We start from the raw sequence: 26806 nt of genomic DNA, 5'->3' as shown, positions 1-26806 counted from the left end.
TAGAACTTGATTTGAATCATGTTGTGCTGGACGTTGAGCTTCAAGAATAGCGCATCCATGTCCACGCTCGCCTCGGCCACTCCCTCGCCCATTGCGGCACCGGCACTCAGCCCCACCCAGGCCGCCGCCGTCAACGACGCCCAGCAGCAGGCCGCCTATACCCAATGGATCGACGACGGGCAGGGCGGTGAGCTGGGACAGTCGCGCCTGCTGCTCAGCGGCATGCATTGCACCGCCTGTGCCGGCCTGATCGAGGATGCGCTCTGCCGCGTCGAGGGCGTGCAGGCCGCCGAGGTCAGCGGTGCCGCCCAGCGCGCGGTGGTCACCTGGGATCCGAAGCGCACGCAGGTGTCGACGCTGATCGAGGCGGTGCGCCGCGCCGGTTATGGCGCCTTCCCCGACACCGGCGCGCAGGCGGTGGCGCTGGCGACCCGGGAGACGCGCCAGTCGATCTGGCGGCTGTTCGTGGCGGCTTTCTGCATGATGCAGGTGATGATGTACGCCACGCCGGCCTATGTGGCGGGCCCGGGCGACATCACGCCGGACATGCTGCAGTTGCTGAACTGGGCGAGCTGGGTGCTGAGCATTCCGGTGATCGTGTTCGCGGCGGGGCCGTTCTTCCGCGGCGCGTGGCGCGGTCTGCGCGAGCGGCGCATCAGCATGGACCTGCCGGTGGCGCTGGGCATCGCGGTGACCTTTGTCGCCAGTTCGGCGGCCACCTTCAATCCGGGCGGCATCTTCGGGTCCGAGGTCTATTTCGATTCGCTGACCATGTTCGTCAGCTTCCTGTTCGCGGCCCGCGTGCTGGAGGCCCGGGCACGGCAGCGTGCGGCGCAGTCGCTCGACGGCGTGATGCGGCGCCTGCCGGACGCGGTCGAGCGGCTCGATGCGCAAGGGCAGGGGGAACTGGTGCCCGCGTCTGTGCTGGCGGTGGGCGACCGGGTGCGGGTGCATGCCGGGCAGGCGTTCGCGGCCGATGGCTGTGTGGTCGAGGGCCGGACGCTGGTCGACGAGGCCATGCTGTCCGGTGAATCACGTCCGGTCGACCGGACGGTGGGCGACGAGGTGTCGGCCGGCTGCATCAACCTGAGCGCGCCGGTGGTGATGCAGGTGCTGCAGCTCGGCGCGCAGACCCGCTACCAGCGCATCGTCTCGCTGGTCGAGCGTGCGCTGACCGAGCGACCTGCCTTCATCCTGGCGACCGACCGGATTGCCGGGCCGTTCCTGTGGGCGGTGCTGGCGCTGGCGACGCTGGCCTGGGGCGCCTGGATGTTCATCGACCCGAGCCGTGCGCTGTGGGTGGCGGTGTCGGTGCTGATCGTGACCTGTCCGTGCGCGCTGTCGCTGGGGGCGCCGGTGGCGCTGCTGGCGTCGGCGGGCGAGCTGGCGCGGCGCGGCATCCTGGTGCAGCGGCTGGATGCGCTGGAGATCCTGACCCGCGTGCAGGACGTCGTGTTCGACAAGACCGGTACCGTCACCGAAGACCGGCTGACCTTGGCCGAAACCCGTGTGCTGCAGCCGGTCCCCGACCTGGACCGCGCGTCGCTGGAGAGGCTCGCACGCAGTCTGGCGCAGCAGTCACGCCATCCGCTGTCGCGTGCGCTGGCACTGTCCGCGCCGACCTCCGGGTGGACGCTGGAGGCGGTGACCGAACAGCCGGGGCAGGGCATGGACGCCTTGGCGCAGGTCGGCGGCCGGATGCGGCGGGTCCGTCTGGGTGGGCCGGGCTGGTGCGGCGTCGCGCCTGAGGTGGACCTGCCCGCGCGGCCGGCGGTCTGGCTGGGTGTCGAGCAGGACGCCGCAGCAACGGGGGACGGGGACGGAGACGGCACGCCGTGTCTGGTGCCTGTGGCCGTGTTCGAGTTCGACGAGGTGCTGCGCCCGGATGCCATCTCGGGGGTCGCGGGACTGGCGCGGGCCGGCCTGTCGCTGCACCTGTTCTCCGGCGACCAGACCGCCAGCGTCGAGGCCATGGCCCGCCGCCTGGGCATCGCCGACGCCCGTGCCCGCTGCACGCCGCAGGACAAGCTCGCCGGTGTCGAGGCATTGCAGGGCGCGGGCCGTGTCGTGGCCATGGTCGGTGACGGCATCAACGATGCACCTGTGCTGGCCCGCGCCGATGTCTCGATCGCGCTGGGCACTGCTGCCGCGCTCGCGCAGGCCCGCGCCGACGTGATCGTGTTGTCGGACCGCATCGAGGATTTGCCCGTGCTGCTCGACACAGCCCGGCGCACTGTTGCGATTGTGCGACAGAACCTGCGCTGGTCGCTCACCTACAACGCCGCCTCGGTGCCGCTGGCGCTGGTGGGCTGGCTGCCGCCCTGGCTGGCGGGTCTCGGCATGGCGCTGAGTTCGCTGGTCGTTGTCCTCAACGCGCTGCGGCTCACCCGGCGCAACGCATCCCCCACGGCGGACAAGGCCTGAACCATGGACATCCTGTTCCTGCTGATCCCGCTGTCCGTGGTGCTGGTCTTCCTGATCATCGCGGTCTTTGCCTGGGCCCTGAAGAGTGGTCAGTTCGACGACATCGAGCGCGAGGGCGAACGCATCCTGCGTACGGACCGTGACGAGCTTGATGCCGATCAATCCAGTGCGATCCCGGCTGCCAAAGAATCCACGCCGAGGATCGAGAGAGTTTCCTAGGAGCAACCAATGGCAATCAACACACAGACGGCTGGCCCCGTCTACACCGATTCGGTCGTGAGGCTATTCGCCCTCGCCGCGGTGTTATGGGGCATTGTGGGGATGCTGGTCGGGGTCGTGATCGCGGCCCAGCTGGCATTCCCTGAACTGACGGACGGCATCGCGTGGCTCAGCTACGGTCGCCTGCGACCGCTGCACACCAATGCGGTGATCTTCGCCTTCGGCGGCTGCGCGCTGTTCGCGACCAGCTACCACGTGGTGCAGCGCACCTGCCAGACGCGCCTGTTCGCGCCCGCACTCGCCCAGTTCACCTTCTGGGGCTGGCAGCTCGTCATCCTGGCCGCGGCGATCTCGCTGCCGCTGGGCTTCACGCAAGGCAAGGAATACGCCGAGCTGGAGTGGCCGATCGACCTGCTGATCGCGGTCGTGTGGGTCAGCTACGCGGTGGTGTTCTTCGGCACCGTCGGCATCCGCAAGGTCAGCCACATCTACGTGGGCAACTGGTTCTTCGGCGCCTTCATCATCGCCGTGGCCCTGCTGCACATCGTCAACAGCGCTGCGATCCCCGTCAGCCTGACCAAGTCGTACTCGGCCTATGCCGGCGTGCAGGACGCGATGGTGCAGTGGTGGTACGGCCACAACGCGGTGGGCTTCTTCCTGACCGCGGGCTTCCTGGGGATGATGTATTACTACATCCCGAAGCAGGCGGGCCGCCCGGTCTATTCCTATCGCCTGTCGATCGTCCACTTCTGGGCGCTGATCTTCACCTACATGTGGGCGGGTCCGCACCACCTGCACTACACCGCGCTGCCGGACTGGACGCAGTCGGTCGGCATGATCTTCTCGCTGGTCCTGCTCGCACCGAGCTGGGGCGGCATGATCAACGGCATCATGACCCTGTCGGGCGCATGGCACAAACTGCGTGACGACCCGATCCTGAAGTTCCTGATCGTCTCGCTGTCGTTCTATGGCATGTCGACCTTCGAAGGTCCGATGATGTCCATCAAGACCGTGAACGCCCTGTCGCACTACACCGACTGGACCGTCGGCCACGTGCACTCCGGCGCCCTGGGCTGGGTGGGTCTGGTGTCGATCGGCTCGCTGTACCACCTGATCCCGCGCATGTTCGGCCGCAAGCAGATGTACAGCATCCGCGCGATGGAGCTGCATTTCTGGATCGCCACCATCGGCATCGTGCTGTACATCGCCGCGATGTGGATTGCCGGCGTGATGCAGGGTCTGATGTGGCGCGCGGTGAACCCGGACGGCACGCTGGTCTACAGCTTCGTCGAGAGCGTCAAGGCCACCTATCCGTTCTACGTCATCCGCCTCGGCGGCGGCGTGATGTACCTGTCGGGCATGTTCATCATGGCCTGGAACGTGGTGAAGACCATCCAGGCCGGCAAGGTGGAACCCGTTGCCATCCCGCCTGTCGTGGCCCACGCCTGAACCGGAGCACAAGCACACCATGGCACACGCTAACCGCCCCGTGTCTGGTCACGAGAAGATCGAGACCAGCAACTTCCTGATGATCGTCCTGACCCTGGTCACCATCCTGTTCGGTGGCTTGGTCGAGATCGTCCCCCTGTTCTTCCAGACCTCGACGACCCAGCCGGTCGAGGGCCTCAAGCCCTACACCGCGCTGCAGCTCGCCGGACGGGACGTCTATCTGCGCGAGGGCTGCTACAACTGCCACTCGCAGATGATCCGTCCCTTCCGCGCCGAGACGCTGCGCTACGGCGACACCTCCAAGGCTGGCGAGTTCGTCTACGACCACCCCTTCCAGTGGGGTTCCAAGCGTACCGGTCCCGACCTGCACCGCGTGGGCGGCAAGTACAGCGACCAGTGGCACCGCGTGCACCTGATCAACCCGCGTGATCTGGTGCCCGAGTCCAACATGCCCGCCTACCCGTGGCTGGAGAACGCCCCGGCCAACGCAGGCATCGGCGCCAACATGGCCTCGCTGCGCAAGGTCGGCGTGCCCTACAGCGATGACGAGATCGCCAAGGCCGCGGACGAAGTCAAGGGCAAGACCGAGATGGACGCCGTCATTGCCTACCTGCAGGTGCTCGGCACCGCAGGCAAGGTCGCAGCCAAGTGAGCGGAGCAGGCCATGGACATCGTCAATGACCTGCGCAGTTTCGTGACTGTGGGCTTCTTCCTGCTGTTCCTGGGCATTGCTGCCTGGGCCTATTCCAGCCGCAACCGTTCCGCGTTCGACGAAGCCGCCGCGCTTCCGTTCCTGGACGACGACAACAAGACATCCAACGCATCCAACGGAGGCACCCAATGAGTGACTTCACTTCGAGCTTCTGGTCGTGGTACGTGATCGCGATCACCGTGGGCGGGCTCGCCTTCTGCGTCTTCATCCTGGCGGTGGCGAGCAAGCGCACCGTGATGGCCGATGACAACTCCACCGGCCACACCTGGGACGTGGATCTGCGCGAGATGAACAACCCGCTGCCGCGCTGGTGGATGGGCCTGTTCATCCTGACCGTCGTGTTCGCGGCCCTGTACCTGGCGCTGTATCCGGGTCTGGGCCACCTCAAGGGCTCGCTCGGCTGGAGTTCTGCTGGTCAGCTGGAGGCGGAACATGCCAAGGCCCGCCAGACCATGGCGCCGCTGTACGAGCGTTTCATGGCGATGACCCCGGAAGCCTTGGCGCAGGACAAGCAGGCCATGGGCATCGGCGAGCGCCTGTTCGTCAACAACTGCGCTGGTTGCCACGGCTCGGATGCACGCGGCAGCAAGAGCTTCCCCAACCTGACCGACAAGGACTGGCTGGGTGGCACGGGCGTCGAGTACATCGCCAAGACCATCGCCGAAGGTCGCCAGGGCATGATGCCGCCGATGGCCGCGGCGGTCGGCACGCCGGAAGACGTCAAGAACGTCGCCAACTACGTGCTGAGCCTGTCGGGCAGTGCCCACAACGCCATTGCCGCACAACTCGGCAAGAGCAAGTTCGGTGCGTGTGCCGCGTGCCACGGGGCTGACGGCAAGGGTCTGCAGGTCATGGGTGCGCCCAACCTGACCGACAAGGTGTGGCTGCACGGCTGGGGCGAAGCGGCGGTGATCTCGATCATCAACAACGGCATGTCGAACGTGATGCCGCAGCATGCCACCCGCCTGTCACCCGAGCAGACCAAGGTGTTGGCCGCCTATGTCTGGAGCTTGTCCCACAAGGGTGACAAGCAGACCGCAATGGCTACGCCGCAGTGATGCGGATCAAGGCGAGCCGTCCGCGTCAGTCCGAGAATTAGCCATGAACAGCCGCACCGAGACCTCCACGACTGAACAGGCGGCGGTGAAAACCGTCGCCCTGTACCAGAAGACCCAGAAGATCTATCCGCGTGCGGTGAGCGGGTTTTTTTCCAACTGGCGATGGGCGCTCGTCTGGATCACCCAGATCGTGTTCTACGCCACGCCGTGGCTGCAGTGGAACGACCGCCAGGCGGTGCTGTTCGACCTGCTCACCCGCCGCTTCTACATCGGCGGGCTGGTGCTCTACCCGCAGGACTTCATCTACCTGACGGGTCTCCTGATCATCTCGGCGTACGCGCTGTTCCTCTTCACCGCGGTGGCGGGTCGGCTGTGGTGCGGCTATGCCTGCCCGCAGACGGTCTACACCGAGATCTTCCTGTGGTTCGAACACCGCTTCGAGGGCGACCGTGCCAAGCGCATGCGCCTGGACGAGGCACCCTGGAACGGCGAGAAGATCCTGCGCAAGGGCGGCAAGCAACTTGTCTGGATCCTGTTCGCGCTGTGGACAGGTTTCACCTTCGTCGGCTATTTCACCCCGATCCGTTCGCTCGGTGCTTCGGTGCTGTCGCTGGGTCTGGGCCCGTGGGAGTGGTTCTGGGTGCTGTTCTATGCATTCGCCACCTACGGCAATGCCGGCTTCATGCGCGAGCAGGTGTGCAAGTACATGTGCCCCTACGCGCGGTTCCAGAGCGCCATGTTCGACAAGGACACGCTCATCATCAGCTACGACGCCGAACGCGGTGACCCGCGTGGCGCGCGTGGCAAGAAGGTCGATCCCAAGTCCAAGGGCTTGGGCGACTGCGTCGACTGCGGCGTGTGCGTGCAGGTCTGCCCGACGGGCATCGACATCCGCAACGGCTTGCAATACGAGTGCATCGGCTGCTCGGCGTGCATCGACGCCTGTGACGGCATCATGGACAAGATGGGCTACGAGCCCGGCCTGATCCGCTACGCCACGCAGCACAGCCTGCAGCAGCACCTCACGCGCGCCCAGATGTGGCGCCGTGCCTTCCGGCCGCGGGTGCTGATCTACACGGTGATCCTGGTGCTGATCGTCGGCGCGGTGGGTGCCAGTCTGTGGCTGCGTTCGCCGTTCCGGGTCGACGTGGTGCGCGACCGGGCATCGCTGGCCCGCATTGTCGACGAAGGCAACATCGAGAATGTCTACCGTCTGCAGATCATGAACGCCACCGAGCAGACACAGCGCTTCCGCATCACCGCCAGCGGTCTGCCGAGCCTGAAGGTGGACGCGGGCAATGCCGTCGAGATCGGCCCGGCGGAAGCCCATTGGGTGACCGTCTCGGTCCAGGCGGCGTTCGAGGTGGCGGCCCAGGCCGGCCCGGGTTCGCACGAAATCCATTTCGATGTCGAGCGGGTGGAGGCTTCCGGTGCACCAGCGGTGGTGCGCGAGAAATCGACCTTCATCGTGCCGCGCTGAGTCCGCCAGTCCCGCGAATTCCGTCGAACCACCTTGTACCCAGGAGCTATTCCATGACGACACAACACATGCCCGCCCCCGTCCCCGGCTCGGACACGATGCCCTGGTGGAAGTACAGGATGGTCTGGCTGGTGATCGGTGGTCCGCTGGTCGTGGTCGTGGCCAGCTTCATCACGCTCGCACTGGCGATCCAGAATCCCGATCCGGTGCTGGACACGGCGTCGTCGGCCCGGTCCGGTGCCGCCCACCTGCCGGCCATGCAGGGCCGCAACCATGCGGCCACCGGGGGCGTCAAGTGAGTGCCAGCGATCCGCGGCAGGCCGTGGAGCCCGACGACGAGGTCGAGCGCTTCGAGGCGGGCGAGCCAGCGGATGTGGTGCCGCCGATGTCGGGTCCGATGCGCCGTCTTGCGGCGGTGGTGTGGCCCGCATTCCTGATGGCGGGCGTGCTGGAGGTGCTGGTGTTTTCGCTGGTCGACCCTGGCATGTTGCACTGGCCGGGCGGACCCGTGCTGGAGGCCGACCGCATGCTGGTCTACACCCTGGGCTTCTTTGTCTTCTGGGGGGCGGTCGCGCTGGGCAGTGCCCTGACGCAGATGATGCTGGCCGAGTCGGACCCGCACGACAGGGCCCGCCGCACCAGTGTCTGAGGAGGCGGGCGCCGAACAGTCCGGGAAGGGCCGTTCAGCGCTCGGTGCTCAGCAGTTGGCCGCGTTGACGACCAGCTGGAGTGCTGGCTGGTTCAGGATGCGGATGTCGCGCTGCTTCACTTCGAGCAGGCCGTCGTCTTGGAACTTCGAGAAGGTGCGGCTGACCGTTTCGAGCTTCAGCCCCAGGTAGCTGCCGATTTCCTCGCGGGTCATGCGCAGCACCAGCGCGGAGGCGGAGAAGCCGCGTGCTTGCAGCCGCTGTGTCAGGTTCAGCAGGAAGGCCGCCAGGCGCTCTTCCGCCCGCATGCTCCCGAGCAGCAGCATCACGCCGTGGTCGCGCACGATCTCGCGGCTCATGATCTTGTGGAACTGGTGCTGCAGCAGCGTGAACTCGCGTGAGAGTGTCTCCAGCTGGCCATAGGGAATCATGCAGACCTGCGAGTCTTCCAGCGCGATGGCGTCGCAGGAATGGCGGTCGGTGCTGATGCCGTCCAGGCCGAGCAGCTCGCCGGCCATCTGGAAGCCCGTGACCTGCTCGCGGCCATCCGACGCGGAGACGATGGTCTTGAAGAAGCCGGTGCGGACCGCGTACAGCGCGGCGAAGGTCTCGCCGGCGTGGAACAGGCTCTCGCCGCGGCGCACGGTGCGGCGGGTGCCGATCATGTTGTCCAGCGAGGTCAGCTCTTCGTCGGACAGGCCCACCGGCAGGCACAGCTCGCGCAGGTTGCAGGCCGAGCAGGCGACCTTGAGGGCGTCCAGGCGGGGAGTGGTAGACGTTTCGTGCATGTTGCAAACCCGGTTGATCAAGCTTGGTTGATTCTTGTGCATCCACTGTGCAGCACACTTGAGCTGCGTCAAGGCTGGCGGGCGCCGTGACGGCACAGTGCGTGGGATGGAACATACGACACTTTTCCGTGGCCGCCCTGACACTTCGATCGAATCCGGAGCGCCGGGTCCGGGAACGACCACCACGGCGGCGCCGGAATTGACCGAGGCGCTGCTGGCGAGGATGGACATGCCGGGGCCGCGGTACACCTCCTATCCGACGGCCGACCGGTTCGTCGAGGCGTTCACCGCGGGCCACAGCGTGCAGGCGCTGGCCCAGCGCGGGGATCTGGGGGGCGTGGGTGGCGCGGGGGTGCCGATGTCGATCTACGTCCACATCCCGTTCTGCGAGTCGGTCTGCTACTACTGCGCCTGCAACAAGATCGTCACGCGCGACCACAGCCGCGTGGCGGCCTACCTGAAGGCGCTGGAGCATGAGCTGGACCTGGTCTGCCAGGCGCTCGGCGAAGCGCCCCAGGTGTCCCAGCTGCACTTTGGCGGCGGCACGCCGACCTATCTGGACGACGACGAACTGCGCCATGTGGTGGGGATGATCGCCTCCCGGGTGCGGCTGCTGCCCCAGGGCGAGCACTCCATCGAGATCGATCCGCGCACCGTCACCCGCGACCGGCTGGCCTTGCTGAAAGACCTCGGCTTCAACCGGGTCTCCTTCGGTGTGCAGGACTTCGACGCGGCGGTGCAGCAGGCGGTCCACCGGGTGCAGCCGCATGCGCAGGTCGAGGCGCTGATGCGCGACGCGCGGGAGCTGGGCTTCGAGTCGATCAATGTCGACCTGATCTACGGCCTGCCGCGCCAGACGCCCGAGAGCTTCGAGCGCACGGTGCGCCAGGTCGCGCTGCTGCGGCCGGACCGCATCGCGATGTACGGCTACGCCCACCTGCCGGCGCGCTTCAAGCCGCAGCGGCGCATCGTGTCGGCCGAACTGCCCAGCGGAGCGGACCGGGTCGGCATGCTGGCGCAGGCGCTGGCCGGCTTTGTCAGCCATGGTTACCAGTACATCGGCATGGACCATTTCGCGCTGCCCGAGGACGCGCTGGCGCAGGCCAAGCGCCAGGGTCGCCTGCACCGCAATTTCCAGGGCTACAGCACCCAGCCGGACTGCGACCTGATCGGGCTGGGCGTGTCGGCCATTTCCCGCATTGGTGCCACCTACAGCCAGAATGCCAAGACGCTGGACGAGTACTACGACCTGCTCAAGGGCGATGCGCTGCCGGTAGTGCGCGGGCTGGCGCTGACGCGCGATGATCTGGTGCGGCGGGCCGTGATCATGTCCATCATGTGCCACGGGCGGCTGAGCTACGAGTCGGTGGCCCTGTCGCACCTCATCGACGTGCGCCAGTACTTCGCCCAGGAACTGCAGGATCTGCAGGGACTGGCCCGGGACGGACTGGTCGTGCTGCACGAAGACGGGCTGGAGGTCACGCCGCTGGGCTGGTATTTCGTGCGTTCGGTGGCGATGGTCTTCGACCGGCATCTGCGGGCGGACCGCAGCCGGGAGCGTTTTTCCAAGGTGATCTGAGGCAGATCCAGGGTGTCGAGGGTGTCGAGGTGATCGGATGACGGGTGCGTTGCTGCTGACCGCGGCATTGATGGGGCTGGCTGGCACGCCGCACTGCGCCGCCATGTGCGGCGCTGGCTGTGCGGCGATTGCCCGGCGCTGCAAACCGGAGCAGCCATCGGGCGCCGTGGCGGGACTGCTCGTGGGGCGTGTGGTGGCCTATGCCGTGGCGGGTGCGCTGGCGGCTTCGCTGGTGGGCGGGCTGCGCTGGCTGGCCACCTCGGCGGACTGGCTGCGGCCGGTCTGGACGGGACTTCAGTTCTTCCTGCTGCTGCTGGGGCTGTGGATGCTGCTCAAGGGGGCATTGCCCGAGAGTCTGGCGGTCTGGCTGGAGCGGCGCGGACGTCCCGCCTTGCCGGACGGCGCAGCCCGCATCCGCATGCCGGGCGAGGTGAAAGCCGCCGCCTGGGGTCTGCTCTGGCCGGCCGTGCCCTGCGGTCTGCTGCATGCGGCGCTGCTGATGGCGTCGGTCGCTTCCACACCCGCCGAGGGTGCCACCGTCATGGCCGTCTTCGCCTGCACCAGTGCGCTCGGGCTGCTCGTGGGGCCTGCGCTCTGGCTGCGCTGGGTGCCTGCCGCCTTGCGTGCCGCGGGCGTTCGTGGCGAGGTGTCGCCGGCGTCCCTGTCGCTGCGGATGGCGGGGGCGACCATCGTGGTGCTGGTGGGCTGGTCCTTCGCGCACACGCTCTGGACCGATACCCTGGCTGCCTGGTGTGCCTGACATAGAATCATTTTCGACCCCGATTTGACCCCGATCACGACAAGATCGCCCACCGCTTCACGGAGACGGAACCATGTACGAGCACATCACGGTACCTGCCGACGGACAGAAGATCACCGTCAATGCGGACTTCTCGCTGAACGTCCCGAACCACCCCATCATTCCCTTCATCGAAGGCGATGGCACCGGCTACGACATCACGCCCGTGATGATCAAGGTGGTGGACGCCGCGGTGGCCAAGGCCTACGGCGGTGAGCGCCAGATCCACTGGATGGAGATCTACGCGGGCGAGAAAGCCACCCGCGTCTACGGCCCCGACGTCTGGCTGCCGGCCGAGACGCTGGAGGTGCTGCGCGAATATGTCGTCTCGATCAAGGGGCCGCTGACCACGCCGGTGGGGGGCGGCATCCGCTCGCTGAACGTCGCGCTGCGCCAGGAACTTGACCTGTATGTGTGCCTGCGCCCGGTGCAGTATTTCAAGGGCGTCCCGTCCCCGGTGAAGGCTCCCGAGAAGGTGAACATGGTCATCTTCCGCGAGAACTCGGAGGACATCTACGCCGGCATCGAGTACGCCGCCGAGTCGGACAAGGCGAAGAAGCTGATCAAGTTCCTGCAGGACGAGATGGGGGCGACCAAGATCCGCTTCCCCGGTACCTCGGGCATCGGCGTCAAGCCCGTCTCCCGCGAAGGCACCGAGCGCCTGATGCGCAAGGCCCTGCAGTACGCCGTCGACAACGACAAGCCCAGCGTGACCATCGTGCACAAGGGCAACATCATGAAGTACACCGAGGGTGGCTTCCGTGACTGGGCCTACGCGCTGGCGCAGAAGGAGTTCGGCGCCGAGCTGGTCGATGGCGGGCCGTGGTGCAAGTTCCGCAACCCGAAGACGGGGCGGGACATCACCGTCAAGGACTCGATCGCCGACGCTTTCCTGCAGCAGATCCTGCTGCGTCCGTCCGAATACTCGGTCATCGCCACGCTGAACCTCAACGGCGACTACATCTCCGACGCGCTGGCGGCGCAGGTCGGCGGCATCGGCATCGCCCCGGGTGCCAACCTGTCGGACTCGGTCGCCTGCTTCGAGGCTACCCACGGCACCGCGCCGAAGTACGCTGGCAAGGACTATGTCAACCCCGGCTCCGAGATCCTGTCTGCCGAGATGATGCTGCGCCACATGGGCTGGACCGAGGCGGCCGACCTGATCCTGGCGTCCATGGAGCGCGCCATTGCCTCGAAGCGGGTCACCTATGACTTCGCCCGCCTGATGGAGGGCGCGACCCAGGTGTCATGCTCGGGGTTCGGGCAGGTGATGATCGAACACATGTGATGCGCTGTGCGGTGCGGTGACATGAAGCCGTCCCGCCGGGCCTCTTGACGCCCTGCAGGCCGGGTGAGGCGTGCGCGGCACTGGCACGGCGCCGGAGTTCATCTGCGCACCTCGCGCTGCAGACGTTCGGCGGCTGCGTACAAGCTGCCGGCGTTGGTGACATGGGCGTAGCCCAGCTGCGTCAGCACGCCGCAGGCGATGCCGGACCGCGTCCCGCTGGCGCAGTAGAGCACCAGCGGCGTGGTCTTGTCTGGGGCGAGCTCGCCGATGCGGTGCGCCAGCTGTGGCAATGGGACATTGACGGCTTGCGCGACGGCCGTGGCGTGGAACTCGCGTTCCGAGCGCACGTCGATGACCAGGGGCCCCGGCGGTCTGGTGGGCACGGGTTGCGGTGCAAGGTGCGCGGCGGGGTGTTGCTCTGCGGTGTCGGGCTGGGCGGGCGCTGCGGGCAGCAGCCGGCGTTTCATGCGTTCGAACATGGTCATGCGATGGCCTTGAGGTGGGTGTTGAAGAAGCGCACGAGCTGATCCGCATGCGGGGCCAGTGACGCCCGCAGGTCGTGGTCACCCCCGACGACGAGCAGCTCGCCGCAGCGCAGCAACGACTGCAGCCGATGTGCGTCCGACAGCGGCACGGTCTGGTCCTGCTTGCCATGCACCAGCAGCACCGGGCAGGGGATGTGGGCCAGCTGGTGTTCCGGTGCGATGTGGTCGAAACGCTCGCCGATCACCTCCTGCACCTGTTCGAGGATCGCCGCACCGATCCATCGACGAGGGATGTGGTGCTCCTGCAGCCAGCGCTCCATCACCTCGCGTGGGTGTGCGAAGGCCGACAGGCTGACGACGGCCCGCACACCGCCGTTGCGGGCCGTGTGCAGCAGCACGGCGGCTGCCCCGACCGAGTGGCCCAGCAGGGCGATGCGGCCCGTGTCGAGGGCCGGATGGTCGCGCAGTGCGTTCCGCACCGCGGCCAGGTCCTCGGCGAAACGAGGGAGCGAGCTGAATGCCTCGGCCGAGCTGTCGCCATGGTTCGCGGCGTCGAACAACACCACCGCAATGCCGGCGCGCACGAGCGGCTCGACCATGGGGGCCAGCGTCGAGCCGTTGGCGCCCCAGCCGTGGACCGCCACGACCACCGGCACGGGTTGGGCGGCGTAGGCCGTCTGCGGCAGAGCCACCCAAGCCGCCAGCTGTTGCCCGCGGGCTCCGCAAACCTGAAACGGCGTCATGCTCCCGACGCCCAACCTGCCCTCGGTCCAGGTCGGCGCGTGTGGCAGTCGAGGCGCACGCAAGCCGCGCAGCAGCATCCATTGCAGCGCGGCACGCACCGGCTGTGGCAAGCGCCGCCCGACATCGCGGGACATGCCGGTGCGTGTGGACGATGCATCGGTCGCGACGGCGGGGGAGTCCGGGGCTTCGGTCATGGTCGCGATTCTCGGCGTTCGGCGTTCGGCGTTCGGCGTTCGGGAGTTCGGGAGTTCGGCGTGTGGCCCTCAGGGCGCGGTTCAGTGCTGCAGCTTCAGCACGGCCGCCAGCAACAGCGCGGCGGCACACGACCACCCAGAGAAGAGCGCGCGCCAGACCCACCGCTGCGGCACGAACCCCACACCGCGCACGAACCCCGCACTCATGGCCCAGAACAGCGCCATGGCCAGGGGGTGGTCGGCCTTGCCGGCCGCATCGGCCATCGCTGGCGGATACAGCGTGCCTGCCACCATGATCACCAGCGCTGCGGCCAGGCTGGGCCACTGGGTGCGGGGCACGCAAGGCTCTGCGGGCACGGCCGTGGCGGTCATGGCCGCGCTCCGTCATCGCCATCGCGTCGGGCTTGGGCGCGGGCCGCTTCGTTCTCGCCCCACATCGCGTTCATCACGGCCAGCAGCACGGCAAAGCCGACTCCCAGCATCCAGGCGAAATACCACATGGTCAGTTCCTTTCCGTTGGCGGCGTCGCCGATGGGGTTCCGCGCATCACACCGGCGCAGCGGTGCGGCGCGATCTCTGGATCGTGCAGAGTGGGGTGCATGGCGTGCTCCAGGCAACGGGGGTGGCAGGGGCTGAATGCCTGCTCAGTACGCGGTGTGCGCGTTGGCACGGATGTGCTCCACCGTCACCTTGCCGCGCATCACCCGGTAGGCCCAGGAGGTGTACAGCACGATCAGCGGCATGAAGATCAGCGTGGCCCAGAACATCAGGCCCAGCGTGAGGTGGCTGGAGACGCTGTCCCAGACGGTCAGGCTGGCGTCGGGCTGGCTCGACGAGGGCATCACGAAGGGGAACATCGCGGCGCCGGCGGTGCCGATCACGCCCACGATGGCCAGCGCCGAGGCCACGAAGGCGCTGAGCGTGTGGCGTGCCAGCACCAGGGCGGCCGCAGCCAGGGCGCCGGCGATGCCGAGTGCCGGCAGCGCCCACAGCATCGGCTGCTTGCCGTAGTTGATCCACCAGCCGTCGGCGCTGCGCACCACGGTCTTGGCCAGCGGGTCGGGCAGGGCGCCGGGGTCGATGGCCGAGGTGATGACGAAGCCCTCGATGCCGCCGAACTTCAGCCACACCCCGGCCCCGACAAAGGCCAGCACCATCAAGAGCGCCGCGCCCACCGCGCCGCGCACGGCGCGCTGCTGGACCGCGTCCTCGGTGCGGTGCGCGAGGTACATGCCGCCGTGCATCGTGATCATCGCGCTGCTCACCACGCCGACCAGCAGCGCGAACGGGTTGAGCAACTGCCAGAACGTGCCGGTGTAGGTGCTGATCAGGTAGTCATCGAAGCCGAAGGGCACGCCCTGCAGCAGGTTGCCGAAGGCCACCCCGAAGATCACCGGCGGCACGAACCCGCCGATGAACAGGCCCCAGTCCCAGGTGCTGCGCCAGGTGGCGTGGTGGATCTTGCTGCGGTAGTCGAAGCCCACCGGGCGGAAGAACAATGCCCACAGCACCGCCAGCATGGCCCAGTAGAAGCCGCTGAACGCGGTGGCGTAGACCAGCGGCCAGGCCGCGAAGATGGCGCCGCCGCCGGTGATGAACCAGACCTGGTTGCCATCCCAGTGCGGGCCGACGGTGTTGATGACGACGCGGCGTTCGTCGTCGCCGTGGCCGACGAAGGGCAGCAGCGTGCCCACGCCCATGTCGTGGCCGTCCATGATGGCGAAGCCGACGAGCAGCACGCCCACCAGCAGCCACCAGATCACCTTGAGGGTCGGGTAGTCGATCATGATGTGGACCTCAGGCGTGAGCGGATTCGAACTGGTAGCGGCCGGTGCCGAGCGAGCCCGGTCCCTGCCGGGCGAACTTCTGCATCAGGTAGACCTCGACGACCAGCAGCACGGTGTAGAAGCCGATGAAGCCGGCCAGCGAGCCGTACAGGCTGCCCACGCTGAGCGTGGAGACACTCATGTGCGTGGGCAGCACGCCGTAGATGGTCCAGGGCTGGCGGCCATATTCGGCCACCACCCAGCCCAGTTCGCAGGCGATCCACGGCGCGGGCAGCATCCACACCGCGGCGCGCAGCAGCCAGGGCCGGGCGCGGCATTCACCCTTCAGCGTGCTCCAGAAGCTCAGGCCGAAGAGCAGCAGCATCGCGAAGCCCAGGCCCACCATGATGCGGAAGCTCCAGAACATCGGCGTCACCCGCGGCACCGTGTCGTGCATGGCGCGGTCGATCATCTCGGGCGTCGCTTGGCGAACGTCCGTGGTGTATTTCTTCAGCAGCAGGCCGAAGCCGAGGTCGCCCTTGGTGGCTTCCAGCACGCGCCTGGCCTCTTCGTCGTTGCGGTTCTTGCGCAAGGTCTCCAGCGCGGTCACGGCGGTGATGCCGTTGACGATGCGCTCGCGGTTCCTGGCCTTGATCTCGTGGATGCCGGGGATTTGCTTGCTGATCGAGCGCGTCCCGATCAGACCCATCACGTAGGGAATCTCGACCTCCCAGTCGTTCTTCTGGGCCTGTTCGTTGATGCCGGCGATGAGCTTCAGGCCGGCAGGCGCGGGCTCGGTCTCCCACATCGCCTCCAGCGCGGCCATCTTGGTCTGCTGCGCTTCGCCCACGGTGTAGCCGCTCTCGTCGCCGAGCACGATGACGCTCAGCACGCTGGCCAGCCCGAAGGCCGAGGCCACGCGGAAGCTGCGCTTGGCGAACTCGATGTCGCGGCCCTTCAGCAGGTACCAGCTGCTGACCGACAGCACGAACATCGCGCCCGTCACATAGCCGGCCGAGACCGTGTGCACGAACTTGGCCTGCGCGTCGGGGTTGAAGACCACGGCCCAGAAGTCCGTCATTTCCATGCGCATGGTCTGGTAGCTGAATTCGGCGCCCACCGGGTTCTGCATCCAGCCGTTGGCGATCAGGATCCACAGCGCGCTGAGGTTGGTGCCCACCGCCATCAGCGTGGTCACCATCAGGTGCTGGGTCTTGGTGAGGCGGTCCCAGCCGAAGAAGAACAGGCCGATGAAGGTGCTCTCCAGAAAGAAGGCCATCAACCCCTCGATGGCCAGCGGGGCGCCGAAGATGTCGCCCACGTAGTGCGAGTAGTAGGCCCAGTTGGTGCCGAACTGGAACTCCAGCGTGATGCCCGTGGTGACACCGAGCGCGAAGTTGATGCCGAAGAGCTTGCCCCAGAAGCGGGTCATGTCCTTCCAGATGACCTGGCCGGTCATCACGTAGACGCTCTCCATGATGACCAGCAGCCACACCATGCCCAGCGTCAGCGGCACGAAGAGAAAGTGGTACATCGCGGTTGCAGCGAACTGCAGGCGCGACAGGTCGACGAGTTGTTCCGAGATCAAGGTTGTGCTCCGCTGGGTGGCGTAGGCCGGGAGGGCGCGTCGACAGAGGCGCCAGAGACGACCAGATGGGCAGCGGCACGATCGATGTCGACGCTGACCCGTTCGTCCCGGATGAAGACCCACCAGAGTGCGCACAGCACGGCCAGCTTCAACGCCACGGCGATGGCGAGGTGGCGGACGAGCGGATCACGGAGGGTCTTCATGCCGTGATGGTTATCAAGACGCGTGCCACCGCTCGGATCAGGAAAATGTTCTGGAAAATCAACAGCTTGCGATCAGGCTGCTGGTGCTGCTGTCCGTGATGGTGGCAAGCCTGCATGCCAGAATGGCGGAGAACTGCCAAAATGGCAAAATCAGGCAGGGCAAGGGGCATGCTGCCGGCCGACCCTCCGCAACCCGTGGCCCAGGGCCAAACAGCAGAACGGATGAACCATGGCCACAATCCTGCCGGAACTGGTGTCGTACCTGGAGGGGCTGCCGGAGCCTCACATTCTGTTCGATCGCCAGTACCGGATCCTGGCTGCAAACGCCGCCTACCGACGCCAGTTCAGCCCGACCGCCTCGGTGATCGGACGCACCTGCTACGAGGTCTCGCACCATATCAGCGTGCCGTGCGACCAGGCCGGCGAGAGCTGCCCGCTGGCCCGCTCCCGCGAGTCGGGGCAGCGAGAGCGTGTCCTGCACCTGCACCACACGCCCCAGGGCGAGTCCTACATCAACATCGAGCTGGCACCGCTGCGCGATGCCAGCGGCGAGCAGGCCTACTACATCGAGAAGATGGAACCCCTGCGCGTGGCGCAGGGGCAGCCCGCGACCCAGGGCCTGATCGGGCGCTCGGCCGCTTTCCAGCGCATGCTGGAACTGGTGTCGCGCGTCGGGCCGTCGCAGGCCAGCGTGCTGCTGCTGGGCGAATCCGGCACCGGCAAGGAGCTGGTGGCGCAGGCGGTGCATGAGGCCAGCGCCCGCGCGGCCCATGCCCTGGTGGTGGTGGACTGCGCCAGCCTGCCGGAGACGCTGTTCGAGAGCGAACTCTTCGGCCATGAGCGTGGCGCCTTCACCGGCGCCAGCACCAGCAAGCCAGGCTTGGTGGAGGCCGCCAGCGGTGGCACCCTGTTCCTGGACGAGGTGGGCGACATCCCGTTGCCGATGCAGGTCAAGCTGCTGCGTCTGCTGGAAAGTGGCACCTACCGGCGCGTGGGCAGCACCGAGCTGCGGCGCACCGATGTGCGCGTGGTGGCCGCGACGCACCGCGATCTGAAGGCCATGGTGGCCGACGGGCGCTTCCGCGAAGACCTGTACTACCGGCTCAGCACGTTTCCGATCGCGTTGCCGCCACTGCGGGATCGGGTGGACGACATTCCCCTGCTGGCTGTGGCCCTGCTGGCCAGAGTGGTGCCGCAGCGGCGCATGGCCGTGGCTCCCGCCGCGCTGGCGTGCCTGCAGCGGCACACGTTTCCCGGCAATGTGCGCGAGCTTCGCAACGTGCTCGAACGCGCCGCCCTGCTGGCCGACGGCACGCACATCGAACCCCTGCACGTGGAGCGCGCACTCGGCTCGGATGCCTTGCCCGCGGCGTCCGTTGCAGTGACCGCTCTGACGCCCGAAGATGCGCCGATGCCATCCTCGGACGCTTCGCTGCGAAGTGTGGAACGTGCCGCCTTGCAGGCCCAGCTCAAGGCCCACCGCGGCAGCCGGGCCGAGCTGGCGCGAAAGCTCGGCATCAGCGAGCGGTCGCTCTATCGCAAGCTGCGGGAGCTTGGTCGACCCTCCTGATGGAGGGCGACTCCCAGGAAATCGTCTCCTTCTGGTGGAGCGGAACCTGGCTGGATGTGGGACGTGTGTCCGTGGTGTCAGGCCTCTGCGTTGTCGGCTTGGGCCAGCGGCACCGTCCGTGGTGAGACACCTTGTATGGCGCAGATGTTCTGTGCGAGCTTGCCCTTGGGGCCGTCGACCAGTTCGTAGCTCACCTGCGCGCCTTGCTTGAGGGTGCGGAAGCCATCCATCTGGATGGCGGAAAAATGTGCGAACACATCTTCACCGCCGCCGTCGGGTTCGATGAAGCCGAAACCCTTCACATCGTTGAACCATTTGACCATGCCAATAGCCATCGTTTTGTTCTCCAGTTTCCCAACGAAAATCCCAACAATTTTGTCAAGATTTTGGGGATCGTGAGAAAAGCTGTCAAGAATCAGGTGAGCTTGTTGCGGCAATAGTCGTGACGCTCTTGGGGTTGCCCGCCACTGTGTGGAACCCTCCCGACCCAAGCTGCTTGTCCCGCACAGCGCGGGATTTCCGAGCGACCGATAGAATGCATCCATGGCCAGCAATACGCCGGAAACACCCAAATCTCCCACCCCGCCTGCCGATGGGCAGGGCGCTGTCGTCGAAGAGCGCCAGCAGCAACGGGTCGAACCACCACGCGCCTATCAAGTCGTGATGCTCAACGACGATTACACACCGATGGAGTTCGTGGTCATGGTGCTGCAGGAGCACTTTCACCACGGCATCGACGCCGCCACCTTGATCATGTTGAAGATCCACCATGAGGGCAGGGCGGTCTGCGGGGTGTATACCCGGGATGTCGCAGCGACAAAGGTCGAATTGGTTCTGGCAGCTGCACGGCAGGCGGCACACCCGCTGCAATGCATTATGGAGGTCGCATGATTGCGCAAGAGTTGGAAGTCAGTCTGCACATGGCGTTCGTCGAGGCCCGCCAGCAGCGCCACGAGTTCATCACGGTCGAGCACCTGCTGCTGGCCTTGCTGGACAACCCGTCGGCGTCCGAAGTCCTGCGTGCCTGCGCAGCCAACCTGGACGACCTGCGCAAGAGCCTGACGCAGTTCATCAAGGAAAACACGCCCACCGTGGGCGGTGCAGACGAGGTGGACACCCAGCCCACGCTCGGCTTCCAGCGCGTGATCCAGCGGGCGATCATGCATGTGCAGTCCACCGGCAACGGCAAGAAGGAAGTCACCGGCGCCAATGTGCTGGTGGCGATCTTCGGCGAGAAGGATTCGCATGCGGTCTACTACCTGCACCAGCAGGGCGTGACGCGGCTGGACGTCGTGAACTTCATCGCGCACGGCATCCGCAAGTCCGATCCGCCCGAGCCGACCAAGGCCGCGGGCGAGTCCTCGTCCTCCTCCGAAGGCGAGAAGGACGAGGGCGACGGCGGCAAGGGCTCGCCGCTGGACCAGTACACCCAGAACCTCAACCAGGCCGCGCGCGACGGACGCATCGACCCGCTGATCGGGCGTGAGCATGAGGTCGAGCGCGTCGTGCAGATCCTCTGCCGTCGCCGCAAGAACAACCCGCTGCTGGTCGGCGAGGCCGGCGTGGGCAAGACGGCGATCGCCGAAGGTCTGGCCTGGCGCATCACGCAGGGCGAAGTGCCGGACGTGCTGGCCGAGTCGACGGTCTACTCGCTCGACATGGGCGCGCTGCTGGCGGGCACCAAGTACCGGGGCGACTTCGAGCAACGGCTCAAGGGCGTGCTCAAGCAGCTCAAGGAGCATCCGCACGCGGTGCTGTTCATCGACGAGATCCACACGCTGATCGGCGCAGGCGCCGCGTCGGGCGGCACGCTGGACGCCAGCAACCTGCTCAAGCCGGCGCTGAGTTCCGGCCAGATCAAGTGCATCGGCGCGACCACGTTCACCGAATACCGCGGCATCTTCGAGAAGGACGCGGCGCTGTCCCGCCGCTTCCAGAAGGTGGACGTGGCCGAGCCGACCGTCGAGCAGACGGTGGAGATCCTCAAGGGCCTGAAGTCGCGCTTCGAGGAACACCACGGCGTCAAGTACGACGTGGGCGCGCTGCAGGCGGCGGCCGAGCTGTCGGCCAAGTACATCAACGACCGCCACCTGCCCGACAAGGCGATCGACGTGATCGACGAGGTGGGTGCGGCGCAGCGCGTGCTGCCCAAGAACAAGCAGAAAAAGCGCATCACCCGCAGCGAGGTCGAGGACATCGTCGCCAAGATCGCCCGCATCCCGCCCGCCAGCGTCACCAGCGACGACCGCAGCAAGCTCAAGACGCTCGACCGCGACCTGAAGAGCGTCGTGTTCGGCCAGGACAACGCGATCGACGCGCTGGCCGGCGCGATCAAGATGGCGCGTTCGGGTCTGGGCAAGCCGGACAAGCCGATCGGTGCTTTCCTGTTCAGCGGTCCGACCGGCGTGGGCAAGACCGAGGTGGCCAAGCAGATGGCCTACATCCTCGGCATCGACCTGCTGCGCTTCGACATGTCCGAGTACATGGAGCGCCACGCCGTCAGCCGCCTGATCGGGGCGCCTCCGGGCTATGTCGGCTTCGACCAGGGCGGTCTGCTGACCGAGGCCGTCACGAAGAAGCCGCACTGCGTGCTGCTGCTTGACGAGATCGAGAAGGCCCACCCGGATGTCTTCAACGTGCTGCTGCAGGTCATGGACCACGGCACGCTGACCGACAACAACGGGCGCAAGGCCGACTTCCGCAACGTCATCATCATCATGACGACCAATGCGGGCGCCGAGACCATGCAGAAGGCCACCATCGGCTTCACCAACGCCCGCGAGACCGGCGACGAGATGGGCGACTTGAAGCGCATGTTCACGCCCGAGTTCCGCAACCGGCTGGATGCGATCGTCAGCTTCCGGGCGCTGGACGAGGACATCATCCTGCGCGTGGTGGACAAGTTCCTGCTCCAGCTCGAAGGCCAGCTCAGCGAGAAGAAGGTCGAGGTCACCTTCACCGACGCGCTGCGCAAGCACCTGGGCAAGAAGGGGTTCGACCCGCTGATGGGTGCGCGCCCGATGCAGCGCCTGATCCAGGACACGATCCGCCGTGCGCTGGCCGATGAGCTGCTGTTCGGCAGCCTGACCGATGGCGGCCGCCTGACGGTCGACGTGAACGAAGCCGGCGAAGTGCAGCTCGACATCGAGCCACGCGACAAGAGCGACAAGCCCAAGGCCGAGCCGGCAACCGCCTGAGCGCTGGCGGGCATTGCCTCTGAAAGGGCCTCACGGCCCTTTTTTCATGCCCGTGCGCCTTGGAAACGTGCGGGATCCTGACCGAAGTAGGCGCTCAGCAATGCGTAGACCTCGGGAAACTCGGCCTGCAGCCCCTCCGGGGCCACGAAAAACGCCTCGGCCGTGACGGGAAAGAACTCCTCGGGCCCTTGCGCGGCGTAGGGGTCGAGCCAGGTCGCTTGTTCGGCGTCCACCTCGGCCTGGTGCTGCAGCAGCGCGCGCGGCATCACGTCCTGCCAGCGGGCCTGCATCGCCCGGTCGGGCAAGGCTGGCAGACCGTCCACGCCGCCGTGCTGCATGTCGAGCACGTGGACAAATTCATGGATCACGACGTTGTAGCCGTCCTCGGCCCGGGCGCGGTCACCGGCCATCTGCACGTCCTGCCAGGACAGCATGACGGGCCCGCCTTCCATCGCCTCGCCCGCCAGCACCTCGTCGCCGCTGTGGACCACACCGGCCTCGTCGCTCCACTGCCGCGGCACGACCACCTCCTGCGGATGCAGCACGATGCCGACAAAGCCGTCGTACAGGTCCAGCCCGCCCGGCAGCTTCAGCACCGGCACACACGCCTGCGCGGCCACGGCCACGGCCATGGTGTCGTCGAGTGCGAGGCCGCCCGCCGTGCTGAACTCCTTGCGCGCCAGGAACAGCGTGGCCAGTTCCCGCAGATGCAGCAGGTCCGCCAGCGGGCGGCGCGTCAGGAACGGGTATGCGCGCAGCGTGTCGAGCCAGAGATCGTCCGGGATGGCCCGCTCGGCCAGCACACGCTGCTGGCGCTGCAGGCGCCAAGCCGTCCACCAGCGGGCCAGCCAGCCGGTCAGCATGGGGGCTGGTCGGCGCGCTCGGGAGACAGACGGGTGGCGCCGCCGGCGCTCAGACGCAGCACTTCGGCGCGCGGAGCCGCCGGGTCATGGTCCAGATCCCAGTCGGTCAGCACATGGCGCCTCAGGCCGTCACCGATGGATTCATCGCCGGGGCGGTGGGTGTGGCCGTGGACGAGGGTGGTGGCGTTGGCGTCGCGCAGCAGGGTGCACATCGCGTCACGGTCCAGATCCGGGTAGGCGGCCAGGCCCAGCGTCTGCTTGCGGTGTTCGCTGCCGTCGCGCAGGCCACGGGCAAACACGCGGCGCTGCGCGAGCGGCTGCGCAAGAAACGCCTGCTGCCACGCCGGACTGCGTGCCTGCTGGCGAAAGTGCTGGTAGTCCTGATCGGCCAGACACTGCGCATCGCCGTGGACCAGCACCGTGCGGCGCCCGAAGGCGTCCAGCACGCACACCTCGTCCAGCACCTGCCAGCCCGCCAGCGCGGCGGCCCGTGCCCCGAGCAGGAAATCGCGGTTGCCCACCAGCATCGCCAGGGTGCGGTGGCGGGCGAAATCGGCAAACCGGTGCAGCACCTCGGCCTCGGCCTGGGTGTCGGCCGGCGTGTCGAGCGCATCGTCACCGATCCAGACCTCGAACAGGTCGCCGAGCACGAGGACCGCGTCGGCGCAGGTGCGGCCCAGGTAATCGGCCAGCGCCGCGGCGGTGCGCGGTGTGGCCGGGCCCAGGTGCAGATCGGACACGAGGTCCACGCAACGCCAGTGCGGCGCGGCGTGCAGCGTGCGGACCGGCCCCGGGCGCAGGCTCACTCCACGACCACGGCGCGGGTGATGACCACGTCCTCGACCGGCACGTCGTCGTGGAAGCCACGCTTGCCGGTGCGGACCTTCTCGATCTGGTCCACCACGGCGGTGCCGTCGACCACGCGGCCGAACACGGCGTAGCCCCAGCCCGATGCGTTTTCGGCGGTGAAGTTCAGGAAGCCGTTGTCGGCGACGTTGATGAAGAACTGCGACGTGGCCGAGTGCGGGGCATTGGTGCGCGCCATCGCCAGCGTGTACTTGTTGTTCTTCAGGCCGTTGTTGGCCTCGTTGCGGATCTCGCCTTGTGTGGGCTTCTGCTTCAGGCCGGCTTCCATGCCGCCGCCCTGGACCATGAAGCCCTTGATGACGCGGTGGAAGACGGTGCCGTCATAGTGGCCGCTCTTGACGTAGCTCAGGAAATTGGCGGCCGAGAGGGGCGCCTTCTCGGCATCGAGTTCGATGCGGATGGTGCCGAGGGTGGTCTGCAGATCGACTTGGGGGGCTGCCATGGTTATTTCTCCAGAGAGGCTTTCTTGATGAGGACCGGCTCGACGGGCACGTTCTGGTGGCGTCCGGCGTTGCCGGTCGGCACGGCGCGGATCTTGTCCACGATGTCCATGCCTTCGACCACACGACCGAACACCGCATAGCCGTTGCCGTCCTGCGAGTTGGGCTGGTCGAGGAAGGGATTGTCCTTCACGTTGATGAAGAACTGCGAGGTCGCCGAATCCGGGACCATGGTGCGGGCCATCGCCAGCGTGCCGCGGGTGTTGCTCAGACCGTTGCGGCTTTCCAGCGGAATCGGGGCGCGCACCGGCTTTTCCTTCATCGCCGGGTCCATGCCGCCACCCTGGATCATGAAGTTGCTGATCACGCGGTGGAACACGGTGCCGTCGTAGTGGCCGGCCTTGACGTACTCGACGAAGTTGGCCACCGACTTCGGGGCCTTGGCGGCGTCCAGGTCGACGACGATGTCGCCCATCGAGGTGACCAAGCGCACCTTCTCGGCGCTGGCGCCCCCGCTGAGGGCCAGACCGAGGGCCAGGGCCGCCGCAGCGCGCACAAGCTGAGATGAACTCATTCCAACACTCCTTCTGAAAAGATCTTCCATTGTCCACGCTCCCGGGCCCAGTACTGGCGGCGCAGGGTTCCGCCAGTGCTGCCGCGCAGCACCTCGCGGAAGGTGATGAACAGCGCGGGGTGGCCGTTGGCACCATCCGAGCCGTCCAGGATGGTCAGGTCGAGCAGCTGGCGTTCTCGGTCTGCGTTGCCGGCCGATTCCCGGGCGAGCTGCTGCTGCCATTCTGCCCAGCCTTGCAGGCCATTGTCGAAGGACCGCGCATACAGTCCGAGCAGGCGCTCCGGGTTGGCCTGCATCCGCGCCTGGCGCCACGACTCGGTCAGAGCCACCGCGGCATGGCGGGGCTCGGCCAGGGACTTCGGCGCGACCCACTCCAGCCGTTCGGCGATGACCACCGGTGTGCGGCGCGGCACCAGATCCTGCAACAGGCGCTCCATGTCTGGATCGGACAGCACGATGCAGCCGTTGCTGGAGAAGGGCGCGTCGGCATGGCGGTCGGCGCGGGTGCCGTGGAGCCAGATGTTGGCGCCGGTGCGGCGCAGGCGCCGGTCGTGCTCGTTGGGATAGCTCAGTGGCAGGGCGCCGGCACCGTAGAAGTCCCCCACCTGCTGGCGGCCGAGCCGGCCTGTGATGTCGTAGACACCGAGGGGCGTGCGCAGATCGCCCTCGTCCTGCTTGCCCACGCCGAGGCGGCCGATCGCGGCGTACAGACTGGCTGTCACGACAAGCTGGCCCGCACGGTGTTCCAGCACGAACAGCCGCGAGCGCAGACCGTCCACCACCACCAGCTGGCGCACCGAGGTCGGCAGCAGCAGCGCCTGTCTGGGCACGGTGCCCGGTGGCGGGGGCTCCCGCCAGGCGTTCAGGCGCTGCCGTGCCTCCAGCTGCAATGGGGTGATCTGCCGTTCCTGACCGCCAGGCACTTGCGCCGAGCCACGGCCGAAGCCGCGCAGCACGCCGCTGTGCGCCAGCAGCAGATCGCCATAGACCAGCTGTGCCAGCGTGAAGCGGGGCTGGTCGGCCACCAGGGATTCAGCGTTCTCCAGCGCCTGTGTCCAGCGGCCCTGTCCGATCAGGCGGTAGACCTCGATCAGGCGCTCTTCGGGCACGGCGCGTTCATGTTCCGGCACGGCGACCGTGGCCGGCGGGGACAGGGTGGATGCCGGCGACGCTGCCGGAGCAGCGGGAGCCGGACGCCGGCTCCAGGCCCACGCAGTGGCGCCCAGGGCCAGCAGCACGACCGCTGCCAGCAAGGGCCGCAGCCAGGCCGCGCGGTCGTGCCGTGCGGCGACCATGGCCGGCGGCGCGGACGCCAGCAGCACCTCCACCGCCAGCGCCTGGCTGGTCCCGGAGGCGGGTCGGGAGGCCGCCGACGCAGATGTGCCGTAGGACGGACTCCACTGTAGGCCGCTGTCGGCCGGGGGCAGCGTGGTGCTGTCGGAGCCCAGCGCGGCGGCGTAGGCGTGGCGGGCCATGTTGAGCTGGAGTTGCAGCAGGTTGTCGTGGGCGAGTGCGTGGACGGGGCTGGTGCGCAGTGCCTGGTCGAAACGCTGGCGCGCCTCCGGCAGCCGGCCCAGGCGCGCCAGGGCGACACCGAGGTCGATGAGTGCCTCCGGGTTGTCTGGTTCGCGCTGGACACGCTCCTCCAGCGCCGCCACCGCGACCGGTTCTGCCGAGGCCGTGGTCGCTACCGCGGGGAGCGAGACTGCAGCCAATGTGGCCATCAGAAGCCAGCCAGCACGGTGCGCCAGGAGTGTGTTCATGGGCGGATTGTGCATATTTTGAAGTCCGGCCTGTCCTTGGGACTCGGTCGAACCGGCCGCGCCGGCGCAGAAGTCCGGGGCTATACTGCCCCGCCGTTCCTGAGCTTCC

Annotated in this window: 29 protein-coding genes and 1 pseudogene; 15 read left to right on the top strand and 15 right to left on the bottom strand. The window is 67.2% G+C overall.

Going from position 1 to position 26806, the window contains the following annotated elements:
• Positions 1–57: 57 nt before the first annotated feature.
• The 9 genes and pseudogenes from U5O44_RS07370 to U5O44_RS07330 all read left to right on the top strand — a co-directional run bounded on the left by U5O44_RS07370 (position 58) and on the right by U5O44_RS07330 (position 7991).
• Positions 58–2424 (top strand): heavy metal translocating P-type ATPase, encoded by a 2367-nt coding sequence (locus tag U5O44_RS07370; RefSeq protein WP_322587801.1) that lies wholly within the window; start codon positions 58–60, stop codon positions 2422–2424.
• 3 nt (positions 2425–2427) lie between these two features.
• Positions 2428–2562, top strand: a pseudogene (ccoS, locus tag U5O44_RS07365) (cbb3-type cytochrome oxidase assembly protein CcoS); the annotation flags it as partial.
• Positions 2563–2652: 90 nt separating this feature from the next.
• A complete protein-coding gene (gene ccoN, locus U5O44_RS07360; protein ID WP_322587800.1) occupies positions 2653–4092 on the top strand; it encodes a cytochrome-c oxidase, cbb3-type subunit I in 1440 nt (479 codons plus the stop codon).
• A gap of 19 nt (positions 4093–4111) precedes the next feature.
• Positions 4112–4744 carry a cytochrome-c oxidase, cbb3-type subunit II gene (gene ccoO / locus U5O44_RS07355; protein ID WP_322587799.1) on the top strand — a complete coding sequence of 211 codons (633 nt, stop codon included), beginning with the start codon at positions 4112–4114 and terminating at the stop codon, positions 4742–4744.
• Positions 4745–4756: 12 nt separating this feature from the next.
• Positions 4757–4936, top strand: a complete 180-nt coding sequence (locus U5O44_RS07350) for a cbb3-type cytochrome oxidase subunit 3 (protein WP_322587798.1) — start codon at positions 4757–4759, stop codon at positions 4934–4936.
• On the top strand, positions 4933–5862 hold the full coding sequence (ccoP, locus tag U5O44_RS07345) for a cytochrome-c oxidase, cbb3-type subunit III (RefSeq protein WP_322587797.1): 930 nt from the start codon (positions 4933–4935) through the stop codon (positions 5860–5862). The genes U5O44_RS07350 and ccoP overlap by 4 nt, the downstream gene beginning before the upstream one ends.
• Positions 5863–5905: 43 nt before the next feature.
• The gene (gene ccoG, locus U5O44_RS07340) at positions 5906–7342 is read left to right on the top strand and encodes a cytochrome c oxidase accessory protein CcoG (RefSeq protein ID WP_322587796.1); all 1437 of its coding nucleotides are present in this window, start codon (positions 5906–5908) and stop codon (positions 7340–7342) included.
• A gap of 53 nt (positions 7343–7395) precedes the next feature.
• Positions 7396–7641 (top strand): hypothetical protein, encoded by a 246-nt coding sequence (locus U5O44_RS07335; RefSeq protein WP_322587795.1) that lies wholly within the window; start codon positions 7396–7398, stop codon positions 7639–7641.
• Complete coding sequence (locus U5O44_RS07330) at positions 7638–7991, top strand: hypothetical protein (protein ID WP_322587794.1); 354 nt, start codon at positions 7638–7640, stop codon at positions 7989–7991. The genes U5O44_RS07335 and U5O44_RS07330 overlap by 4 nt, the downstream gene beginning before the upstream one ends.
• Positions 7992–8039: 48 nt before the next feature.
• Here U5O44_RS07330 and fnr read toward each other — a convergent pair whose 3' ends face one another.
• On the bottom strand, positions 8040–8777 hold the full coding sequence (fnr, locus tag U5O44_RS07325) for a fumarate/nitrate reduction transcriptional regulator Fnr (protein WP_322587793.1): 738 nt from the start codon (positions 8775–8777) through the stop codon (positions 8040–8042).
• 106 nt (positions 8778–8883) lie between these two features.
• Between fnr and hemN the strand changes: the two genes are divergently transcribed.
• From hemN to icd, 3 genes are all read left to right on the top strand, one after another.
• Positions 8884–10356 (top strand): oxygen-independent coproporphyrinogen III oxidase, encoded by a 1473-nt coding sequence (gene hemN, locus U5O44_RS07320; RefSeq protein ID WP_416222137.1) that lies wholly within the window; start codon positions 8884–8886, stop codon positions 10354–10356.
• Positions 10357–10393: 37 nt separating this feature from the next.
• Positions 10394–11116: an urease accessory protein UreH domain-containing protein gene (locus tag U5O44_RS07315; RefSeq protein ID WP_322587792.1), complete on the top strand. Its 723-nt coding sequence runs from the start codon at positions 10394–10396 to the stop codon at positions 11114–11116.
• Between the two features lie 73 nt (positions 11117–11189).
• Positions 11190–12443, top strand: coding sequence for an NADP-dependent isocitrate dehydrogenase (icd, locus tag U5O44_RS07310; RefSeq protein WP_322587791.1), 1254 nt, complete (start codon positions 11190–11192; stop codon positions 12441–12443).
• A gap of 98 nt (positions 12444–12541) precedes the next feature.
• Here the strand turns inward: icd and U5O44_RS07305 are convergent, their stop codons facing one another.
• The 8 genes from U5O44_RS07305 to U5O44_RS07270 all read right to left on the bottom strand — a co-directional run bounded on the left by U5O44_RS07305 (position 12542) and on the right by U5O44_RS07270 (position 17593).
• The gene (locus U5O44_RS07305) at positions 12542–12928 is read right to left on the bottom strand and encodes a rhodanese-like domain-containing protein (protein WP_322587790.1); all 387 of its coding nucleotides are present in this window, start codon (positions 12926–12928) and stop codon (positions 12542–12544) included.
• Positions 12925–13866 carry an alpha/beta hydrolase family protein gene (locus U5O44_RS07300; RefSeq protein WP_322587789.1) on the bottom strand — a complete coding sequence of 314 codons (942 nt, stop codon included), beginning with the start codon at positions 13864–13866 and terminating at the stop codon, positions 12925–12927. Before U5O44_RS07300 ends, U5O44_RS07305 begins: the two co-directional genes overlap by 4 nt.
• Positions 13867–13947: 81 nt before the next feature.
• The gene (locus U5O44_RS07295; protein ID WP_322587788.1) at positions 13948–14238 is read right to left on the bottom strand and encodes a cyd operon YbgE family protein; all 291 of its coding nucleotides are present in this window, start codon (positions 14236–14238) and stop codon (positions 13948–13950) included.
• Positions 14235–14366, bottom strand: coding sequence for a cytochrome bd-I oxidase subunit CydX (gene cydX / locus U5O44_RS07290; RefSeq protein ID WP_322587787.1), 132 nt, complete (start codon positions 14364–14366; stop codon positions 14235–14237). Before cydX ends, U5O44_RS07295 begins: the two co-directional genes overlap by 4 nt.
• 144 nt (positions 14367–14510) lie before the next feature.
• Positions 14511–15653, bottom strand: a complete 1143-nt coding sequence (gene cydB / locus U5O44_RS07285; protein ID WP_322587786.1) for a cytochrome d ubiquinol oxidase subunit II — start codon at positions 15651–15653, stop codon at positions 14511–14513.
• Between the two features lie 10 nt (positions 15654–15663).
• Positions 15664–17220 carry a cytochrome ubiquinol oxidase subunit I gene (locus U5O44_RS07280; protein ID WP_322587785.1) on the bottom strand — a complete coding sequence of 519 codons (1557 nt, stop codon included), beginning with the start codon at positions 17218–17220 and terminating at the stop codon, positions 15664–15666.
• Positions 17217–17423 carry a cytochrome oxidase putative small subunit CydP gene (cydP, locus tag U5O44_RS07275; RefSeq protein WP_322587784.1) on the bottom strand — a complete coding sequence of 69 codons (207 nt, stop codon included), beginning with the start codon at positions 17421–17423 and terminating at the stop codon, positions 17217–17219. Before cydP ends, U5O44_RS07280 begins: the two co-directional genes overlap by 4 nt.
• Positions 17420–17593 carry a hypothetical protein gene (locus tag U5O44_RS07270; protein ID WP_322587783.1) on the bottom strand — a complete coding sequence of 58 codons (174 nt, stop codon included), beginning with the start codon at positions 17591–17593 and terminating at the stop codon, positions 17420–17422. Before U5O44_RS07270 ends, cydP begins: the two co-directional genes overlap by 4 nt.
• A gap of 59 nt (positions 17594–17652) precedes the next feature.
• Between U5O44_RS07270 and U5O44_RS07265 the strand changes: the two genes are divergently transcribed.
• The gene (locus U5O44_RS07265) at positions 17653–18993 is read left to right on the top strand and encodes a sigma-54 interaction domain-containing protein (protein WP_322587782.1); all 1341 of its coding nucleotides are present in this window, start codon (positions 17653–17655) and stop codon (positions 18991–18993) included.
• A 77-nt stretch (positions 18994–19070) separates the two neighbouring features.
• On the opposite strand, the gene U5O44_RS07260 is transcribed toward U5O44_RS07265, so the two are convergent.
• Entirely contained in the window at positions 19071–19328 is a 258-nt protein-coding gene (locus tag U5O44_RS07260) for a cold-shock protein (RefSeq protein ID WP_322588483.1), read from the bottom strand.
• Between the two features lie 208 nt (positions 19329–19536).
• Between U5O44_RS07260 and clpS the strand changes: the two genes are divergently transcribed.
• On the top strand, positions 19537–19884 hold the full coding sequence (clpS, locus tag U5O44_RS07255) for an ATP-dependent Clp protease adapter ClpS (protein ID WP_310463554.1): 348 nt from the start codon (positions 19537–19539) through the stop codon (positions 19882–19884).
• The gene (clpA, locus tag U5O44_RS07250; RefSeq protein WP_322587781.1) at positions 19881–22190 is read left to right on the top strand and encodes an ATP-dependent Clp protease ATP-binding subunit ClpA; all 2310 of its coding nucleotides are present in this window, start codon (positions 19881–19883) and stop codon (positions 22188–22190) included. Before clpS ends, clpA begins: the two co-directional genes overlap by 4 nt.
• Positions 22191–22234: 44 nt before the next feature.
• Here clpA and U5O44_RS07245 read toward each other — a convergent pair whose 3' ends face one another.
• The 5 genes from U5O44_RS07245 to U5O44_RS07225 are packed head-to-tail and all read right to left on the bottom strand — an operon-like array spanning position 22235 to position 26697.
• Positions 22235–23053 carry a M90 family metallopeptidase gene (locus U5O44_RS07245; RefSeq protein WP_322587780.1) on the bottom strand — a complete coding sequence of 273 codons (819 nt, stop codon included), beginning with the start codon at positions 23051–23053 and terminating at the stop codon, positions 22235–22237.
• Positions 23047–23859: a UDP-2,3-diacylglucosamine diphosphatase gene (locus U5O44_RS07240; RefSeq protein WP_322587779.1), complete on the bottom strand. Its 813-nt coding sequence runs from the start codon at positions 23857–23859 to the stop codon at positions 23047–23049. Before U5O44_RS07240 ends, U5O44_RS07245 begins: the two co-directional genes overlap by 7 nt.
• Positions 23856–24362, bottom strand: a complete 507-nt coding sequence (locus tag U5O44_RS07235; protein ID WP_322587778.1) for a peptidylprolyl isomerase — start codon at positions 24360–24362, stop codon at positions 23856–23858. Before U5O44_RS07235 ends, U5O44_RS07240 begins: the two co-directional genes overlap by 4 nt.
• Before the next feature lie 2 nt (positions 24363–24364).
• The gene (locus tag U5O44_RS07230) at positions 24365–24934 is read right to left on the bottom strand and encodes a peptidylprolyl isomerase (RefSeq protein WP_322587777.1); all 570 of its coding nucleotides are present in this window, start codon (positions 24932–24934) and stop codon (positions 24365–24367) included.
• Positions 24931–26697: a L,D-transpeptidase family protein gene (locus U5O44_RS07225; RefSeq protein WP_322587776.1), complete on the bottom strand. Its 1767-nt coding sequence runs from the start codon at positions 26695–26697 to the stop codon at positions 24931–24933. Before U5O44_RS07225 ends, U5O44_RS07230 begins: the two co-directional genes overlap by 4 nt.
• Positions 26698–26806 lie beyond the last annotated feature (109 nt).

The organism is Sphaerotilus sp. (genome assembly GCF_034519685.1).
Classification (GTDB): domain Bacteria; phylum Pseudomonadota; class Gammaproteobacteria; order Burkholderiales; family Burkholderiaceae_C; genus Sphaerotilus.
Note: the sequence above shows the minus strand (reverse complement) of the source record. Positions and strands in the feature narration are given on the sequence as shown.

Bases quoted from the DNA above. Each gene is read 5' to 3' on its own strand.
- U5O44_RS07235 (WP_322587778.1), bottom strand. From the start codon at position 24,362: ATGGCAGCCCCCCAAGTCGATCTGCAGACCACCCTCGGCACCATCCGC.
- U5O44_RS07370 (WP_322587801.1), top strand. From the start codon at position 58: ATGTCCACGCTCGCCTCGGCCACTCCCTCGCCCATTGCGGCACCGGCA.
- U5O44_RS07225 (WP_322587776.1), bottom strand. From the start codon at position 26,697: ATGAACACACTCCTGGCGCACCGTGCTGGCTGGCTTCTGATGGCCACA.
- clpA (WP_322587781.1), top strand. From the start codon at position 19,881: ATGATTGCGCAAGAGTTGGAAGTCAGTCTGCACATGGCGTTCGTCGAG.
- ccoG (WP_322587796.1), top strand. From the start codon at position 5,906: ATGAACAGCCGCACCGAGACCTCCACGACTGAACAGGCGGCGGTGAAA.
- U5O44_RS07295 (WP_322587788.1), bottom strand. From the start codon at position 14,238: ATGACCGCCACGGCCGTGCCCGCAGAGCCTTGCGTGCCCCGCACCCAG.
- cydP (WP_322587784.1), bottom strand. From the start codon at position 17,423: ATGAAGACCCTCCGTGATCCGCTCGTCCGCCACCTCGCCATCGCCGTG.
- U5O44_RS07335 (WP_322587795.1), top strand. From the start codon at position 7,396: ATGACGACACAACACATGCCCGCCCCCGTCCCCGGCTCGGACACGATG.
- ccoN (WP_322587800.1), top strand. From the start codon at position 2,653: ATGGCAATCAACACACAGACGGCTGGCCCCGTCTACACCGATTCGGTC.
- U5O44_RS07305 (WP_322587790.1), bottom strand. From the start codon at position 12,928: ATGACCATGTTCGAACGCATGAAACGCCGGCTGCTGCCCGCAGCGCCC.
- U5O44_RS07230 (WP_322587777.1), bottom strand. From the start codon at position 24,934: ATGAGTTCATCTCAGCTTGTGCGCGCTGCGGCGGCCCTGGCCCTCGGT.
- U5O44_RS07260 (WP_322588483.1), bottom strand. From the start codon at position 19,328: ATGGCTATTGGCATGGTCAAATGGTTCAACGATGTGAAGGGTTTCGGC.
- hemN (WP_416222137.1), top strand. From the start codon at position 8,884: ATGGAACATACGACACTTTTCCGTGGCCGCCCTGACACTTCGATCGAA.
- U5O44_RS07315 (WP_322587792.1), top strand. From the start codon at position 10,394: ATGACGGGTGCGTTGCTGCTGACCGCGGCATTGATGGGGCTGGCTGGC.
- U5O44_RS07245 (WP_322587780.1), bottom strand. From the start codon at position 23,053: ATGCTGACCGGCTGGCTGGCCCGCTGGTGGACGGCTTGGCGCCTGCAG.
- U5O44_RS07265 (WP_322587782.1), top strand. From the start codon at position 17,653: ATGGCCACAATCCTGCCGGAACTGGTGTCGTACCTGGAGGGGCTGCCG.
- fnr (WP_322587793.1), bottom strand. From the start codon at position 8,777: ATGCACGAAACGTCTACCACTCCCCGCCTGGACGCCCTCAAGGTCGCC.
- cydX (WP_322587787.1), bottom strand. From the start codon at position 14,366: ATGTGGTATTTCGCCTGGATGCTGGGAGTCGGCTTTGCCGTGCTGCTG.
- ccoP (WP_322587797.1), top strand. From the start codon at position 4,933: ATGAGTGACTTCACTTCGAGCTTCTGGTCGTGGTACGTGATCGCGATC.
- clpS (WP_310463554.1), top strand. From the start codon at position 19,537: ATGGCCAGCAATACGCCGGAAACACCCAAATCTCCCACCCCGCCTGCC.
- ccoO (WP_322587799.1), top strand. From the start codon at position 4,112: ATGGCACACGCTAACCGCCCCGTGTCTGGTCACGAGAAGATCGAGACC.
- U5O44_RS07300 (WP_322587789.1), bottom strand. From the start codon at position 13,866: ATGACCGAAGCCCCGGACTCCCCCGCCGTCGCGACCGATGCATCGTCC.
- icd (WP_322587791.1), top strand. From the start codon at position 11,190: ATGTACGAGCACATCACGGTACCTGCCGACGGACAGAAGATCACCGTC.
- cydB (WP_322587786.1), bottom strand. From the start codon at position 15,653: ATGATCGACTACCCGACCCTCAAGGTGATCTGGTGGCTGCTGGTGGGC.
- U5O44_RS07350 (WP_322587798.1), top strand. From the start codon at position 4,757: ATGGACATCGTCAATGACCTGCGCAGTTTCGTGACTGTGGGCTTCTTC.
- U5O44_RS07270 (WP_322587783.1), bottom strand. From the start codon at position 17,593: ATGCCCCTTGCCCTGCCTGATTTTGCCATTTTGGCAGTTCTCCGCCAT.